We start from the raw sequence: 16,064 nt of genomic DNA, 5'->3' as shown, positions 1-16,064 counted from the left end.
GAAAACACGTGAGAGCGAACGCGGGCTGAACTTGTGATTCTCTGAGCGACTAAATGTGGAGCAGTGTGACGACATTCGTATCTCCGTGACGACCAATGACAGAAAGGAAGACTTTTCAGACAGACGGGTGCTCTTACGCAAAATTTCGGGTGGTTTGTGGCCACCTTCGATCTCGTGCGTTGTTTTCTACGAAGACTTTTTGAGCGAGAACTTTTTGGTATTGCTAGAGCCCGAAGAGAACCAAGAACTTTTTTGTGCTGTTCTTATCAGGCCAACGTGTTCGCCGATAGAGAATGGAATCGCATAAGAGAGTTATTGGGCCTCCTTTGCTCCTCACTAGAATCAACTAGCTGCGGCTTAGCATCCATAGTCCAAAGGTGTCAGCACAAATTTCGCGAAAATGCGGGGTTTTTTCCCAACTCGGGAAAACTTTTTGGGGGGAGTGACACAGAAGTGTCAGGAGTGGTTACCGAAAGTCGGGTAGGAAGGCGAGGGAGCTACTTCCTTTACACAGAGAGGATAGCCAAGAAAATGACAATTCCGGCACAGCATGAATTTCGAAAAAGTGGATATAACAGCAGACAGCACGCATCGAAGATTGAGTCGTAGGGTGCCCTCGTTCATCACCGTTGCGGCCGAGAAAGAGAGGAATTGAATGGACTCATCATCTGCAGCAGCAAACTCAGCTAAATCTGAAGTCGTAGAGACCAGGCTCTCGGGCTACGATCTGCTCCTTCATCCGGGACTTAATAAGGGGACCGCGTTTACGGAGGAGGAGCGAGATGCGTTTGCGCTCCACGGATTGCTACCACCGCATGTGGGTAATCTGGAGGATCAGCTGGAACGCCGCATGAAAGCTTTTGACGGTGAGACCAACAGCTTTGACCGCTACAACTTCATGCGCAACTTGCAGGATTCGAATGAGACGTTGTTCTATGCGCTGATTACTGGGAACGTCGAGAAGTTTTTGCCGATCGTGTATACCCCTACGGTGGGTGAAGGGTGTCAGCGATTCAGTGAGACCTGGCTTAAGCCGCGCGGGCTTTTCATTAGCTATCCCAACAAAAAGCGTATCGACCAGATGCTGGCCGATCCACGCTATGACAAGGTGCGGTGCATTGTTGTGAGTGATGGCGAACGGATTCTTGGTCTCGGTGATCAGGGAGCCGGAGGAATGGGAATACCGATCGGAAAGATGGCTTTGTATACGGCGCTCGGCGGGGTTCATCCGGAACACTGCCTGCCTGTACTTCTCGATGTTGGAACGGACAATGAGGATCGGCTGAAGGATCCTATCTATATTGGTTGGCGCAGTAAGCGAGTGAGGGGACAGGAGTATGACGACTTCGTGGAGGCGTTCGTATCGGCGGTGAAGCGACGCTGGCCACATATTCTTCTGCAGTGGGAGGACTTTGCCGGCTCGAATGCCAACCGCTTGCTCGAGCGGTATCGCGACCGGCTTTGCACCTTTAATGACGACATTCAGGGAACGGCGGCGGTGGCGACGGCCACGGTGCTGGGAGCGGTACAGGCGACCGGCATTCCGATGAAAGAACAAAGGATCGGCTTCCTTGGTTTCGGTTCGGCCGGCATTGGGATTGCCAATCTGCTACTTGCGGCGATGAAAGAAGATGGGTTGAGTGACGAAGACGCACATAAGCAGTTCTACCCGGTGGATAGATATGGGTTGATCCTTGCGGGGCAGGCGGGGCTTCGGCCGGATCAGGTGCGCTATGCGCGGAAGAAGTCGGATCTGGCGGGGTGGACGCTTTCCGGTTCGGAACAGGTTTCGCTTGCGGATGTGGTTCGTAATGCGAAGCTGACGGTGTTAATAGGAGTTTCGAGCCAAGCGGGGGCGTTTACGGAGGAAATCGTGCGCGAGATGGCGAAGCACACAGATCGTCCGGCTATTTTCCCCTTGTCGAACCCTACGTCCAAAAGTGAAGCTACCCCCGCGGACCTTACGAAGTGGACGAATGGGCGCGCTTTGATTGGCACGGGAAGTCCATTCCCTCCAACCGAGATCAACGGAAAGACCGTGGAGTTCTCCCAGACGAACAACTCCTATATCTTTCCAGGTCTTGCTCTTGGGATTCTGACGTCGAGGGCGAAACACGTTTCGGATGCGATGATTATGGCCGCCGCGAAGGCTCTCGCGGCTCTCTCTCCGACGTTGAAGAACAAAGAGGCGTCTCTGTTGCCTCCGATCACAGATTCTCGCAAGGTCAGCCTGCCAGTTGCGGAGGCCGTTGGGCAACAGGCGATCGCAGAAGGACTTGCAGGAGTGGCTGATGAGAAGTCATTCGAGAAGGAACTCCGCGAATATGTTTGGGAACCGGTCTATCGGCCGTACGTGCGTTTGAACGATTAGCGCAGCGGATCTGGCCGAGAGCGGATTCGCTTACCGGCCAGGATTGGCTGCTGGCGGCTTAAACCCGAGTGAGGTGATATGGCTACACAAGAGAAGTATGAACTGAAGCAGATTCCGATAGGGGTGGGTGCGACAGGGAAGCGGAAAGAAACAGACTCGATGGGGGAGGTTGAGGTTCCTGCAGATCACTACTGGGGGGCTCAAACCGAGCGCTCGCTGATTCACTTTGCCATTGGCGACGACCGCATGCCGAAGCAGGTGTATCACGCTTATGGCTATGTGAAGAAAGCGGCTGCTCAGGTGAATGCGGCTGCAGGGAGGCTCGATCAGTGGAGGGCCGACGCGATCTCGAAAGTTGCAGACGAGGTTATCGCCGGGAAGTTGGATAGCGAGTTTCCGCTCTTTGTCTGGCAGACGGGCTCGGGGACGCAGTCGAACATGAACGTCAATGAAGTGATCTCCAATCGTTCGATTCAACTGCTTGGGGGAGAGTTGGGGAGCAACGATCCGATCCATCCGAATGACCATGTGAACATGGCTCAGTCGTCCAATGACACCTTTCCGACGGCGATGCATATTGCAAGCGTGATTGAGGTAAAGAAGCATCTGCTGCCGAGGGTGGGGGCCTTGGCGACTGCGATTGAGACGAAGGCGAAACAGTGGCACGATGTTGTCAAAATTGGACGTACGCACCTGGAAGACGCCGTGCCTTTGACGGTTGGGCAGGAGTGGTCAGGCTATGCTGTTCAGATTCGTGATGCCTTTGCATTGATTGATAGCTCGATGGTAGGGCTCTACCAACTGGCGGCCGGCGGTACGGCGGTTGGTACCGGGCTGAATGCTCCCCCTCGTTTTGGCGAGGAGATTGCGGCGAAGATTGCGGAGTTGACGGGGCTACCCTTCATTACTGCGCCGAATAAGTTTGCGGCGCAGGGCTCGCTCGACGCGATGGTGAACGCGCACGCCGCTTTGCGCTCTCTTGCTGTTGCTCTGATGAAGATTGCCAATGATATGCGATGGCTGGCTTCGGGTCCTCGTTGCGGGCTTGGTGAGTTGGTGTTGCCGGCCAATGAGCCCGGGTCTTCGATTATGCCGGGTAAAGTGAATCCGACGCAGTGCGAGGCGATGGTGATGATCTGCATCCAAGTGATCGGGGATGATTCGGCCGTGGCCTTCGCAGGCTCACAGGGCAACTTCGAATTGAATGCGATGCGACCGATCATTATCAACAACTTTCTTCATTCGGCACGGATCCTGGCCGATGGGTGTGAGAAGTTCCGTGTCTTCTCGGTCGAGGGGACGACGTTGAATGAAAAACGTATCGCGCAATTTGTGCAGAATTCGCTGATGCTGGTGACTGCGCTCAGCCCGGTGATTGGATATGACAAGGCGTCGAAGATTGCCCATAAAGCGCTTGATGAAGAGACGACGTTGAAGCAGGCAGCGCTGGCAACCGGATGGATCGATGAGAAAACTTTTGATCGTGTGGTCGATCCAAAGACGATGGTGTTTATCAATAACTAAACGTCGTGATCGTCCGTGCGGCTTAGGGACGCGAGCTACGATCCCTGGGCCTGGGTTTGTGTTCGATGCCAACTGGGTAGCGGCACTGCCAATGCAATCGCCAAGCCGAGGGCAATTGCGGAGGTCAGAAGGATTGTGTAGATAGCGAGGGATATGGTTTCAGCGACAACTGGGCTTGGCGTGCTACCCGCTGCGTGGAGGATCTGAATGCCTCCGATGACTGCGCGGAACGCGTAAGAACCTGGAACCAGAGCGACGACACTGGGGAATGCAAACGTGGTGGGGGGAGCCCGGAAAACTTTTGAGAAGATATGTGCCAAAATGCCTGCGACCATTGAGCTGATGAAGGTTCCACTGACAATGTCCAGCCCCAAATGCATCAGGGTTGTTCGAAACGCGTGACAACACACGCCGCAAAGAACGCAAGCCCACGCGACGCGGAGCGTAACGTTGAAGAGGAAGACGTAACCGATCGTCGTCAGCGCAGAGAACGCAGCGTCTTCGAAGATCGGAAGCAACGCGGTGGGTCCCCATACGGGGATGCCTACACCTGTTATTGCAGTTGCCGCGAAGAGACCTGATGCTATTGCTACTACCACGAGTACGGCGAATGACAGCCTGGCAAGGCTCAGCACCATATTGTTATTGATCGCGTCTCGAATACCGTTAATCAATGGCACTCCGGGTACCAAAATCATTCCTGGTGCGATGAGGCATAAGGCCGGGGTTGCGCCAGGGTGCAGCCGCATCCCCAAACCTCCAATGACCCCGCTAACCAGCGCGGAGATGAACGGGATCGCCAACGGATGGACATGCCAGCGGCCGAGTTGCTGGCGTACTACGGTCCCGATGGTCGAGGCAACATAGACCGTGGCAAACACGGGCCAGTCACCTCCGAAAAGCCTGGAGAGGCTTGCCGCGGTCAGTCCAAGGGCCGCTGCGACGAGCCACCTGGAATAGAGAGGCTTGGTGTTCTCTAAAGCCGTGAGCCGCGAAGCCGCCGCGGCGGCGTCCAGGAGGCCGTACGCTGTCTCGTTGGCAGTTCGACTGAGTTCCCCCACCGCGGCCATATTCACGTTCGTCGCTGGGATATGTGAGCCGACCTTCGTACGGAACTCATCGTCTGCGATCAGAGTGAGCAGGAGCGACTCGTAGGTGATCAACAGATGGGTTTCGAAGCCTAGCCCGAGGGCGAAATGTTCCACGGCATCCCTGGTATGTGCAGTGTCAGCGCCGCTAGCCAATAACAGACGGCCTAACTTCAGAGAGAGATGTGCCGCCTCCTCAGTATTGGCGGCATTTGATGAGGTTGTGGTCATGCAAGCTCCGTCAACGCTGAAGGTTCCGCAAAGTCAGCTGGCGAAATGTACCAGAATGACCAAACTCTTTTGCAGATTTTATCTAATTACGAGGTCGGTGAAATCAGGGTAGGTTTCCATGGCGCGGCGGAGGCGCCTGCTCCGGGATATGTCAGGAAGCGTACGAGGTAAGTACTAGTGATATGGGATTAGCGGCCGCGGAAGATCTGTATGAGGAGCCAGAGGTTGAGTCCGGCGATCAGGAGTGCAACGGCGTAGCTCAGATATTTCAGCCAGATGTGATTGACGAACTCGCCCATCCTCTTTCGGTCGCTCGTTAACGCGACCAGTGGGAAGACGGCGAAGCTGAGCTGCATGCTCAAGATGACCTGGCTGAGGATAAGGAGATTTGCTGTACCGCGTTCGCCATACAGGAAGGTCACGATCACGGTCGGAATAATAGCGAGGGAACGTGTGATAAGGCGGCGCAACCACGGCGCGAGCCGTAGATGGATGAAACCCTCCATCACGACCTGTCCGGCGAGCGTGCCGGTGATGGTGGAGTTCTGTCCTGAAGCCAGCAGTGCGAGAGCGAACATGGTGCTTGCACCGGTGAAGCCCAACATCGGCGTGAGGAGTTTGTAGGCGTCGCCTATTTCTGCAACCTCGAAGTGGCCACCTTTATGAAAGACTGCAGCCGCCAGCACCAGAATGGCTGCATTCACAAAGAGGGCGAGCATCAGTGCGGTTGCGGAGTCGATGTTTGCGAAGCGGATTGCCTCTCGTTTTCCCTCCGACGTTCGCTTATAGTCACGCGTCTGAACGATAGAGGAGTGAAGGTAGAGGTTGTGAGGCATCACCGTCGCTCCGAGAATGCTGATTGCGATGTACAGCATCTTCGGGTTGGTGACGATGGCTGCGGACGGAACGACAAGGTTTCGCGCAATGGCTAGCCACTCCGGCCGCGAGAGGAAGATCTCGATGCCGAACAGAACTGCGATTGTGCCGATGAGTGTGATCACCAGCGCTTCGAGATAGCGGAATCCTCGATTCTGGAGGAGCAAGATCAGCAAAACGTCTGTCCCGGTGATGAGGACGCCAATCAAAAGTGGAATATGGAAGAGCAGTTGGAGAGCAATCGCCGAGCCAATCACTTCGGCAAGATCGCAGGCGCCAATCGCGACTTCTGCGAACAACCAGAGAAAGATAGCTGTTGGACGGCTGTAAGTCTCACGGCAGGCCTGCGCCAGATCTCTCTCAGAGGCGATACCGAGCTTAAGGGCAAGGCTTTGGAGCAAGATCGCCATCAGGTTCGAGATCATGATGACAGAAAGCAGAGTGTAGCCGTACCGGGAACCGCCTGCCAGATCCGTTGCCCAGTTGCCGGGGTCCATATATCCGACGGAAATCAGGAAACCTGGACCCAAAAATCCCAGGACACGCCTCCAGAACCCACGCGACTGTGTGAGGCGGACGGAAGAAAACACGTCGGGCAGGGACGGCCGTTGCTGGTGGTCGAGCTCTAGAACAGGGGGCATGAATGGCGTCGGCACTATGTGCCTAAACATAGTATGCCACAGTATGTTAACGCAGGTTAATAATTTTTATGTTGCTTAGGTTTATCGCCGGTTTTGAGGCGTACCCAGACCCTACCTGCGGCAGATTGACCCAGAGTCACAGGACCGTTAGGCGTCGCTACTAGAATCGTGTCGTCGTAGTTGCGTTCTAGCACGCGAATTGTGATCTTCGGCCCAATCCCGAGTTTGTGAAAAAATTCGAGGAGCCGTGAGTCGCGTTCGTAGAGGCTCGCCACAACATAGTCCGTCGCTTGCTGAGCGTCAGAAAGCGCGACCAGTCCCCGGCGTTTGATTTGGTCCGGGGTTTCAGGAAGAACCTTGTTGCCGTGGGGACAATCGCCCTCTTTTCCCAATTTTTCGATGAGCTTGGCTTCGAATGCGGGCGAGATAGCATGTTCCAGGCGTTCCGCCTCGGTGTGGATCTGATGCCACTCCATGCCGAACATCTCGGAAAGCATTCGTTCGACGAGATGGTGGCGCAGCGCAGTATGGTGAGCTGCTTCTCGCCCTTTCGCGGTGAGTTTCAGTGCTCCTTCTCGCCCTGCCTCAAGATATCCGTCTTCTCGCAGCCGCTTTACGGCCTTTGTGACTGCGGGTGCAGAGACCTTTAGCCATTGTGCCAGCAAAGCGGGAATGACCGTGTGTCCTTCGCTCTCGGCTTCAATAATGGCCTTGAGATAGTCTTCCCTCGAAGTTGTCATTCCCTGAGACATGATTTCAAGTTAACCATGGTAAACCGGATCTGTCACCGTGGGGTTCCAGCCTCCATGTTAAATGGGAGTTCTGTAGGTTTGTAATGTCGCCGTTAGGACAGGCAAGATGCTCACCAACAAGACAGTAAGTTCATCTACTGTTCATTAGCTCTCTTCAAGAGAGCTAGAATATCGGTCGAACGGTCGTATTCATTTGTCTACGTCGTGGAAGATGTGGTCGTTGGTGAGGCGGGCGCGATTTCAAGTGAGCCACTCGGTAGCGTGCGCACTCAGAAGTGCCGTGAGTCTGTTTTTGTAGCTTTGGGTTTTGTCAGGCTAACCGTCATTCGCTTTTCGACTATTTCAAAAGCACGGATGCTTTTCCGAGACGTCCTATGGCAACCTCGTCCGAACCAGCGACGCAGTCTCCACGTAACGCGGCAGACCGCCTCGTCGTTAAGCTTCGGATGGCGTGGCAGGATCTGAGCGGTTGTACCGATAGAGCAGCCGCTGCTGTTGTTCAGCAGGCTCCTGCCGGCCCGCAAAGTCTACAGGAGATACGTGCCTGGTACGAGGAGACGAGCGGGCAACTTTTGATGGATCCTCTTGAGCGCTTTCTCAAATTGCACCCTGTTAAAAGCGCACTAGATGCGCTCAGTATGCGCGATCCGGAGATATCTACTCGCGCACTTAATGCGCGGTCGCGAATCGATAGGAAGTTCCAGCGGATCCTGATTGCGACGGCGCTTGATCTTCCCGAACTCTGGCGGATCTTCCGCGCTGGAAACAATGTTGCCGAGTCGCAGTCATGGCAGAAGCGTCGCGAGGCGCACAACAAAGAGGCTTCGGCGGTTCTCGACCGCTATGCACGGTGGGCACAGAAGGCGATAGGCGAAGAGAAGAAGAGAGATGAAGCACCAAGAGATCCGAGAAACGACTTATGGTGGCGGCATCATCGTGCGTTGCTTGAGACCCTCCAAATAGAGATGGCATGGCGCAACCTTACGCTAACCTGGTTTTCTGCGACCGAGACGTTGATCGGCGATGTTCATCGGGAGAGTGAGGAAGCCTGCTCGTACAGAGCCGCAACGTTGCGATGGCTTGAGGGAGGCGCACGATCCGATCTAACTCAGGACAGTAGTTTTGCCCTCATCACACCGGAGGAACGCCTGCGCGGATGGGCTCTTCCGATTGAATCCGCGGCTCGCCTTAAGTTGGCCGAACGGACGGAGTTACTGGTAGGCGGCTTTCGCCCACGGTTGCGGCGTATCGCGATGCACTCTCGATTCCTAAGGGCTTTCGATACCTATGCGCGCAAACGAATGCGAGGGCTCATTGAACATTCCTGGCAGATGACCGCGCGTATGGTGCGTGGCGCGGAGCAGTCGAAGGAGATTGTCGCTTATTGGGGCGAAACGTCCCTGAACCGGCCAGGTGAGGCATCGCAGCTCATCGAAGAGACACGTCAGAACGCGATGATCGCACTCGTCGAGGAGCCCACGCTGGTTCCGGTCGAAGAACTGAATCGAGAAACTGTCGAAGCATTCTGGAGATGGCATCAGGCTGGTTCGCTCATGCTCGAAGCGAACCAGGATGGATGGGTTGCCTTCCTACGGCGGCCACGCGCTCGCAGTTTTCTTCCGACTGCTGCTGAAATGTTGCGATTGCAAAGCCGGACAGGTCTACTGCGGAGCGTCCACTGGGTCAGGGGGCGCGTAGAACGCACGATGGAGTCAGTGGGAGGCAGAGTACCGGCTCATCCCGTTTTGCCCCCGGTGATTCGACGGACAACCCTTCGGGATACCTTGGCGCTTCCGGCGGCAAAGCGCGAGTTGCCTCCGCTCTATCGACTGCTCTTTCGGTTGGCTCCAGTGGAGGACCGCCGCTTTCTAGTAGGTCGGGATCAGGAGTTGGCAGGAATCGATCAGGCTGTAACAGATTGGGAGGCCGGAAGATTTGCAGCATGTCTGTTGATTGGCGCGCGAGGTAGCGGCAAGACGAGCCTGCTGAACTGTGCCGTTCGAGGAACACTTGCTAATCATCGGTTGATTCGTTCGGAATTCAACGATCGACTGCTCCGCCCGGAACAACTGGATGCATTTCTTCGTTCGTTGCTGGGATTGCGCGATGACGCCGATCTGTTGGAGGCGCTCGCCTCGGAACGGCGCATTCTCATATTGGAAGAGGGTGAGCGAATTTTCTTGAGAACGGTGGACGGCTTTGCAGTGGTTCATCATTTCATGCACTTGATTCATCGCACCGCTGCGACGACCTTATGGCTTATCGTGATGAACGACAGGTCGTTTCGTGTGCTCGATGCCGCGACGCATCTTCATCGAGTCTTCTCGCACCGGATCAATGCCATGAGCGTCTCCCGAAGCGATCTTGAAACCGCGATTCTGGAGAGGCATCGGCTCTCCGGGCTGCGGTTGGAGTTCGCGCCTCCGCCGGCAGGAGATCCGAGGGTAAATCGAGCGAAGCGATGGGTTGGCATTGAGGATTCGCCACAAACGCTCTTCTTCGACTCTTTGTTGCAGCAGTCGGAAGGCATCTTTCGCTCTGCATTCGAGCTTTGGCTCAGCTCCATCGAGCGCGTAGAGGGCGACACGATTCATATTCGCCAGCCGCTTGATCCTTCATTCAACCTGTTTCGCAGCGAGCTTGCGCAGGAAGACCATTTCACATTGCTCGTGATTCAGGAACACGGCTCACTGACTCAGGAGGAGTTGGCCGAGGTTCTGTGCGAATCGCAGGACAAGAGCCGAGGCCGGACCGAGCGCCTGACTGCCTTGGGCTTGATCGAGTTGGATCCCGAACATCCTGGTCTGCGGGTAAAACCGGAGGCGCAGCGCTTCGTAAACGACCTCTTACGGCGAGCAAATCTGACATAAGGAATACTACGCATGCTAAACAACGAACCGAAGATACCTCAGTTGACTCAAGGGGGAGAGGCAAATGTGCTGGCTCAGTTGTCCCTCGTAAAGATTCTTATTGTGGTCGTGCTGGTTGTCGCGGCATGGGTGCTTCTTAGATGGATACGTGGCCTTTTCGATGGACTCGAAAAGCATAACCCGAGGTTGAGGTTTCTTTTGCGGCAGGTGGAACCGCCACTGCGTGTCGCAATCTGGTTTGCCGCGCTTCTTCTTTCCGCCGAGATTCTGGCTCCATCGAAGAGTGCATTTCTAGCGGCACTGGGATCTGCAGCTCTCGCGATCGGTTTGGGATTGCAGGATCTGATTAAGAATCTGATAGGAGGCTTTGTGGTCATTGTCGACCGTCCATTTCAGACGGGCGATCGAGTGGAGTTCGGAGAGGCGCGCGGTGAGGTGAAGCAGATCGGGTTGCGCAGCACTAAGGTGCTTGCGGACTCCGGAATGCTGGTCACGATCCCAAACGCGGATGTGTTGACGAAGCCGATATTCAACGCCAATGTGGGAGTGGCTGAGTGTATGGTCTCTGCTGAAGTGGCGCTCCCTGCTAGTGCCGATGTGGATGAGGCTTTGAAACTGTGTCGCCAAGTCGCGGTGTGTTGCCCCTACACATACCTTGGCCGTCACGTTGAAGTAGATCTGCATGAAGATAACAAACGACAGAAGATGACGCTGCTCGTGATCCAGGCATATGTCTACGATCATCGCTTTGCTTCGGCTATGAAGACTGAAATCCTGCGTCGCGCACAGCGGGAGTTTCTATCTCACGGGATTCTTACGCATACGGAGGGCACGGCGCATCATCACGGGGAGTAGCAGTCGGCGGTAGATCGAGAGTTGACGCCGTGGCGGAAACATCTACGAATCCGCCGCAGAATTATCGCTTGAGGGTTGGCAACTATGGAACAGCCGGCGTGCCTTCAGGCCGCTGCAGATGCGACACGACCTCCTTTGAAATTTCAGAGGCGGTACTTTTGATTGTCTTTTCCGGAGCGTTTTTTTCCATGACAAACTTTGCTGCGGCCACGTACGGATTCAGGGTGATCACGGCACCAGGCGTGTTTTTACTCGTATTCTCTTTGGCAGTTTCATAGAGCGGCTTTTGGGGGCTGGCCAAATTGGATAGAGTCACGTACAGGTCCATCTTCACGTCGCCCGCCCCAAAACCGATGATAGCGCGCTGGCGGCGATTCCCTTCATCAACCTGAGTAAAGACACCATGCACCCAAGCGCCGGAAGTCGGTTTTGGATCGTCGTTGCCCAGTCGTTGGGCTTTGTAACCGGCTTTCTGCAGATCACTGACGATACTTTGCGACATCGTATCGACCAGCTTCTTAGCCTGGGCCTGTGGATCTTTTTGCTCCTTCTTGCTCGGCCTCTCCAAAATACCGGGACGCAGATGACTTACACCTGACCCCTGGTCGACTTGTACATCCTGTGCGTCCAGATCAAAGTCGCTGACGTATACCGTCATGTCTTTCGTGAACAGTAAGGTCGGAGGTCTTTGCGGCGCGACAGGCGATTGGGCAGGCAAAACCTGAGCGGCAATGACGAGCGATACGAAGAGTAATGAGCGTGTAGAAGACAGTCGGATTCGTTTCATGGCGCCTCTATGTAAAGGATTGCCGATGTGCTCTGGCAAACTCGGGCCCGGCCGCTTATTGAATTGCGAAGAGTGGGAATTATAGGTGGAAATCAAATTACCAAGCAACACACTTATTTTGGACTACGATCCGTAAGCCGGGTAGAGGCCCTGATCTTAGTAGATTGTCTCGAAATCGGAGGCGACGCACATGCGGCTAACACATGGAAATTGATCTTGTTGACTATCTACAATTCAATGGTGTAGATAGTCATACTATGGGCAAGCCAAGCGATCTCGTGCAGGGCACTCTCGACCTGCTTATTCTCAAAACTATCTCGCTCGAGCCGAAGCACGGTTGGGCCATTGCCAAGCGTATTCAACAGATCTCCAATGAGGTTCTGCAGGTACAGCAAGGGTCTCTCTACCCTGCACTTCATCGGCTAGAGCAGCAAGGGTGGATACGTGCCAAGTGGAGCGAGACAGACACTGGTCGTCAGGCCAAATTCTATGGGCTTACCGCGGCGGGACGCGCGCAGTTGGAACGAGAGAAGGAAAGTTGGAACCGACTCTCAACCGCCATTAATTTGGTCGTCGAAGCTGGCTAGTCTGGGAGGTCGAGATGCGCTGGTTGGAACAATTCCGCATGGCAGTATTGATGCTTTTCCGGCGTAAGAGCGAAACCGCGCGACTGAACGATGAGCTGCAGTTTCACCTTGAGCAGCAGATTGCCGAAAATAGATCCAACGGTCTGGGTATGGATGAGGCACGCTCCGCAGCGCTCCGCACATTTGGCAACCCAACTTTACTTCGCGATCAGGCGCGTTCTACCTGGAGTTGGAACTGGCTCGAGATTTGTTTACGCGACATTCGATACGGCGCACGAACGCTTGCTCGTTCTCCAGGTTTCGCGATCATAGCCATCCTCGTCATGGCACTCGGTATCGGCGCCACAACGTCGCTTTTTACAATCGCGCGCGCGGTGCTGCTGAAGCCGTTGCCCTTCCGTGAGCCCAACAAACTTGTAATGATTTATGAGCATTTCCGCTCAGCCACTGCCGGTGATGGCTTCAATGTTGTTTCGCCACATGATTTTCGTGACTGGCGTGAGCAGACCCATGGTTTTGAGGATATGGCTGCGTGGCGTAATTACGGCTTCAACCTTACGAGTGAGCACGATGAGTTGCCGGAGGTAGTGAGAGCCGCGGGCGGATCCTGGAATCTGTTTTCGGTCCTCGGCGTACAGCCAGTTCTTGGCCGGGCTTTTACACCCCGCGAAGATCAGCCGGGCGCCAATCACGTCGTATTGCTTTCGTGGAGTCTCTTTCAAAGGCGTTTTGGAGGAGACGCTTCCATTCTTGGCAAACCGATTCGCCTCGACACCAATTCGTATACCGTAGTCGGCGTGCTTCCCCGCTGGTTTACCTATCCAGAACCGCGCGTTCAGCTCTGGGTGCCGTATGCTCAGACATTCACCACAGACGAGTACGCTGCGCATGATCAACATCAGAGCCATGTAGTTGCCCGGCTGCGGACGGGTGTTAGCGCATCCATTGTTACGAAGGAAGTGAGCGCCCTGCAGTATCAGTTGTATCAGGCAAACGCATCGAAGCCGGTAGCTGAAGACGCCGTATTTCGGCCAATGATCGACGACCTGGTGCAGGACGTAAAGACACCGTTGATCGTTCTGCTTTGTGCGGTTGGATGCATGCTCTTGATCGCTTGCCTTAACGTCTCGAATCTCCTAGTTGCACGAAGCGCGGCACGGCGCAAAGAAGTTGCGGTACGCGGCGCGCTAGGCGGAAGCCGACTTACACTGATTCGCGAGCAGATGACCGAAAGCATGCTCATCTGCGCGGTTGGGGGATTGCTCGGACTGGTGATTTCGATTTTGGCAACAAGTTGGTTCGCTAACAACTGGCAGGGCTTGCCCCGCGCCGAAACGATTGGAGTGGACGGCAGCGTTCTTGTATTCTCGATCGGGCTGGTTTTTTTGACCGCACTGCTGGCCGGGTTACTGCCCGCGATCTCAGCGACCGGTAGTTCAGTTCTGACCGCTTTGCAGGAATCTTCCCGTGGCATCGGAGGAAGCGCATCGCGCGCTGTTCTTCGAAAGATTCTGCTTGCTGTAGAGGTCGCGCTTACGGTAACCCTGCTTATTTCTGCTGGCCTGCTCTTCAAGAGTTTTCTGCATCTGCGCACCTCTGATCTCGGCTGCGTGACGGATCAGGTGCTTACCATCAAGTATGGTCTGCCAGAAAAGCAGTATGACACACGTGAGAAAGTAGCCGCTTTCCACGAGTCTCTGCTGCAGCAGGTGCGGAATCTTTCCGGAGTCCGTGCCGCTGCCTTGGTCTCCACGCCGCCTGGAGGCGGCTACGATGGCGACGACGTCTTTACTATTCCTGAGCGTCCATCGGACAAATTCAACCTTCAATACGATGCTATTTATCGCACAGCGGATCCAGAGTACTTCTCGGCCCTGCAGATCCCGCTTATCAGGGGCCGCTTCTTCGCCGATCAAGAACGTCTTACGCGGGACCACTACGTCATCATCAGCAAACAACTTGCGAGTCAATTCTTTTCCGGTGAGAACCCGCTCGGCAAACATCTCAAAGTCGCGTGGGGGAGTAAACCTGAAGACTTCGAAATCATAGGAGTAGTCGGCGACACGCTTTACGATGTGACTCAGCCGAGTAAGGCAATGATGTACTTTCCGATCCTCTCGGGCATTCCCAGTCAGACCAGCGGGGCCACAATCGTAGTTCGTACTTCAGGCGATCCGCTCGCGTTGTCGCTCCCGGTGCAGAAGCAGGTTGCAGCGCTCGATCCGGCGCTTCCTGTCTATGAAGTCTTTACTATGCAGCAGATTCTCGGCAACAGCACCGCGAGCCAAAGCTTCAGCGCGACACTTGTACTTGCTTTCGCTGGGCTGTCTCTACTCCTTGCCGCTATCGGCCTCTATGGCGTGCTCTCGTATCTTGTTACCCAGCGAATGACAGAGATTGGCATTCGGATTGCACTCGGTGCTCAAAAATTCGAGGTGCTGCGCCTGATTTTGCTCGACGGACTGCGTCCCGTAGTAATCGGGTCGCTCATTGGTCTTGCGGGCGGTGCGATAGCAGGAGCGTTCATGCGGTCCATCCTGTACGGAACAAGCCCGCTCGATCCGTTAGTCTTCTCGACCATGATTGGCGGCCTCTTACTTACCGCTGTTGCCGCGTGCGCGCTGCCCGCTCTTCGAGCAGTGAGGATCGAACCGATACAGGTCCTGCGGACCGAATAGAGGCTACCTTGCTGCCCCTTTAAGAGAGGCAGGATCAAGTAATCAAAAATCCCCATTGATCTTTGCTCACATTCGGTTCGAACAGCGACTAGTAATGCTCCCATGTGACTGACCAATGCTCATCAGGTTGAGTGGATTTGATGATTAAATGACCGTCCTGTGTGAACTGATAAGACCGGGGTAGGTCTTTGCCCACGAGAAGGTCTCGCGTGTTCGATGCCTGCACATGATGAGTCAACGTGTGAGTTGATTCATCCACGTCGTAGCTCCCGAAGGAGGCCTCGTATCCGTCGAGGATATATTCGTTGGAATGAGTGCCAGCGGACTTGGGATACATAAGCTGAACGGAGATGTGACCGTCGCGCGTATAGATCAACATTCCAACAGGTTGCGGCATGTCAACGGTCTTTCCGTCGGGACCAGGTGAATCGATGCGCGCGAGATGCCAGGCGCCGATCAGCTTCTCCTTGTCAGAGAGATGGGTATCGCGGCGCTTCGCGGGCTGCGCCCGACCCAGACCAGTCATTGCAATGGAACACGCAAGGGCAATCAGGCAAATCATTTTCATCTTCATTCCTTTCAACGGCGCAGCTTAGCGGCCGACCAGCTGTTCGTGGAATTTGGGATATCGTGCGCCCGCGAGCTTGATCTTCGAGGAGGCGTTTTCCAGTGCCAAAATATCCTCTGCGCCGAGGTCAACGCTCACTGCACCGATGTTCTCTTCAAGCGTAGGCATCACTGTCTGCTCCGGCTACCGCCAGAATAGCGAATACTCGCTTCGCAACGCGGCAACTGGTTGCACCG

At 55.0% G+C, this 16,064-nt stretch carries 12 protein-coding genes; 6 read left to right on the top strand and 6 right to left on the bottom strand.

The features are described 5' to 3' along the window. Nucleotides 1–655 precede the first annotated feature (655 nt). Both RBB77_RS00430 and fumC read left to right on the top strand, forming a co-directional pair. Complete coding sequence (locus RBB77_RS00430) at nt 656–2,371, top strand: NAD-dependent malic enzyme (protein ID WP_353064214.1); 1,716 nt, start codon at nt 656–658, stop codon at nt 2,369–2,371. 78 nt (nt 2,372–2,449) lie between these two features. Then, nucleotides 2,450–3,895, top strand: coding sequence for a class II fumarate hydratase (gene fumC, locus RBB77_RS00425; protein WP_353064213.1), 1,446 nt, complete (start codon nt 2,450–2,452; stop codon nt 3,893–3,895). A 35-nt stretch (nt 3,896–3,930) separates the two neighbouring features. Here fumC and RBB77_RS00420 read toward each other — a convergent pair whose 3' ends face one another. From RBB77_RS00420 to RBB77_RS00410, 3 genes are all read right to left on the bottom strand, one after another. Further along, nucleotides 3,931–5,214: a threonine/serine ThrE exporter family protein gene (locus tag RBB77_RS00420; protein ID WP_353064212.1), complete on the bottom strand. Its 1,284-nt coding sequence runs from the start codon at nt 5,212–5,214 to the stop codon at nt 3,931–3,933. Between the two features lie 188 nt (nt 5,215–5,402). Further along, complete coding sequence (locus RBB77_RS00415; RefSeq protein ID WP_353064211.1) at nt 5,403–6,731, bottom strand: Nramp family divalent metal transporter; 1,329 nt, start codon at nt 6,729–6,731, stop codon at nt 5,403–5,405. A gap of 56 nt (nt 6,732–6,787) precedes the next feature. Continuing rightward, on the bottom strand, nt 6,788–7,471 hold the full coding sequence (locus RBB77_RS00410) for a metal-dependent transcriptional regulator (RefSeq protein ID WP_353064210.1): 684 nt from the start codon (nt 7,469–7,471) through the stop codon (nt 6,788–6,790). A 386-nt stretch (nt 7,472–7,857) separates the two neighbouring features. On the opposite strand from RBB77_RS00410, the gene RBB77_RS00405 reads away from it, so the two are divergent. Together RBB77_RS00405 and RBB77_RS00400 are read left to right on the top strand one after the other, a co-directional pair. Continuing rightward, complete coding sequence (locus tag RBB77_RS00405; protein WP_353064209.1) at nt 7,858–10,353, top strand: ATP-binding protein; 2,496 nt, start codon at nt 7,858–7,860, stop codon at nt 10,351–10,353. Between the two features lie 12 nt (nt 10,354–10,365). Further along, a complete protein-coding gene (locus RBB77_RS00400; protein ID WP_353064208.1) occupies nt 10,366–11,208 on the top strand; it encodes a mechanosensitive ion channel family protein in 843 nt (280 codons plus the stop codon). Nucleotides 11,209–11,290: 82 nt separating this feature from the next. Here RBB77_RS00400 and RBB77_RS00395 read toward each other — a convergent pair whose 3' ends face one another. Beyond that, nucleotides 11,291–11,995 (bottom strand): DUF4410 domain-containing protein, encoded by a 705-nt coding sequence (locus tag RBB77_RS00395; protein WP_353064207.1) that lies wholly within the window; start codon nt 11,993–11,995, stop codon nt 11,291–11,293. A gap of 257 nt (nt 11,996–12,252) precedes the next feature. Between RBB77_RS00395 and RBB77_RS00390 the strand changes: the two genes are divergently transcribed. Both RBB77_RS00390 and RBB77_RS00385 read left to right on the top strand, forming a co-directional pair. Then, nucleotides 12,253–12,582: a PadR family transcriptional regulator gene (locus RBB77_RS00390; RefSeq protein ID WP_353067704.1), complete on the top strand. Its 330-nt coding sequence runs from the start codon at nt 12,253–12,255 to the stop codon at nt 12,580–12,582. Between the two features lie 14 nt (nt 12,583–12,596). Further along, nucleotides 12,597–15,260 (top strand): ABC transporter permease, encoded by a 2,664-nt coding sequence (locus tag RBB77_RS00385; protein ID WP_353064206.1) that lies wholly within the window; start codon nt 12,597–12,599, stop codon nt 15,258–15,260. Nucleotides 15,261–15,348: 88 nt separating this feature from the next. On the opposite strand, the gene RBB77_RS00380 is transcribed toward RBB77_RS00385, so the two are convergent. After that, nucleotides 15,349–15,822 (bottom strand): lipocalin-like domain-containing protein, encoded by a 474-nt coding sequence (locus RBB77_RS00380; RefSeq protein ID WP_353064205.1) that lies wholly within the window; start codon nt 15,820–15,822, stop codon nt 15,349–15,351. 30 nt (nt 15,823–15,852) lie between these two features. Then, nucleotides 15,853–15,996 carry a hypothetical protein gene (locus tag RBB77_RS00375; protein WP_353064204.1) on the bottom strand — a complete coding sequence of 48 codons (144 nt, stop codon included), beginning with the start codon at nt 15,994–15,996 and terminating at the stop codon, nt 15,853–15,855. Nucleotides 15,997–16,064: the final 68 nt, after the last annotated feature.

Origin of the sequence: Tunturibacter psychrotolerans (assembly GCF_040359615.1) — a bacterium.
In the GTDB taxonomy this organism is placed as follows: domain Bacteria; phylum Acidobacteriota; class Terriglobia; order Terriglobales; family Acidobacteriaceae; genus Edaphobacter; species Edaphobacter psychrotolerans.
The sequence above is the reverse complement of the archived record's forward strand: the minus strand, read 5'-3'. Positions and strand labels throughout refer to the sequence as shown.

Coding starts and splice junctions, on each gene's coding strand:
- RBB77_RS00430 (WP_353064214.1), top strand. CDS start 656: ATGGACTCATCATCTGCAGCAGCAAACTCAGCTAAATCTGAAGTCGTA.
- fumC (WP_353064213.1), top strand. CDS start 2,450: ATGGCTACACAAGAGAAGTATGAACTGAAGCAGATTCCGATAGGGGTG.
- RBB77_RS00420 (WP_353064212.1), bottom strand. CDS start 5,214: ATGACCACAACCTCATCAAATGCCGCCAATACTGAGGAGGCGGCACAT.
- RBB77_RS00415 (WP_353064211.1), bottom strand. CDS start 6,731: ATGCCCCCTGTTCTAGAGCTCGACCACCAGCAACGGCCGTCCCTGCCC.
- RBB77_RS00410 (WP_353064210.1), bottom strand. CDS start 7,471: ATGACAACTTCGAGGGAAGACTATCTCAAGGCCATTATTGAAGCCGAG.
- RBB77_RS00405 (WP_353064209.1), top strand. CDS start 7,858: ATGGCAACCTCGTCCGAACCAGCGACGCAGTCTCCACGTAACGCGGCA.
- RBB77_RS00400 (WP_353064208.1), top strand. CDS start 10,366: ATGCTAAACAACGAACCGAAGATACCTCAGTTGACTCAAGGGGGAGAG.
- RBB77_RS00395 (WP_353064207.1), bottom strand. CDS start 11,995: ATGAAACGAATCCGACTGTCTTCTACACGCTCATTACTCTTCGTATCG.
- RBB77_RS00390 (WP_353067704.1), top strand. CDS start 12,253: ATGGGCAAGCCAAGCGATCTCGTGCAGGGCACTCTCGACCTGCTTATT.
- RBB77_RS00385 (WP_353064206.1), top strand. CDS start 12,597: ATGCGCTGGTTGGAACAATTCCGCATGGCAGTATTGATGCTTTTCCGG.
- RBB77_RS00380 (WP_353064205.1), bottom strand. CDS start 15,822: ATGATTTGCCTGATTGCCCTTGCGTGTTCCATTGCAATGACTGGTCTG.
- RBB77_RS00375 (WP_353064204.1), bottom strand. CDS start 15,996: ATGCCTACGCTTGAAGAGAACATCGGTGCAGTGAGCGTTGACCTCGGC.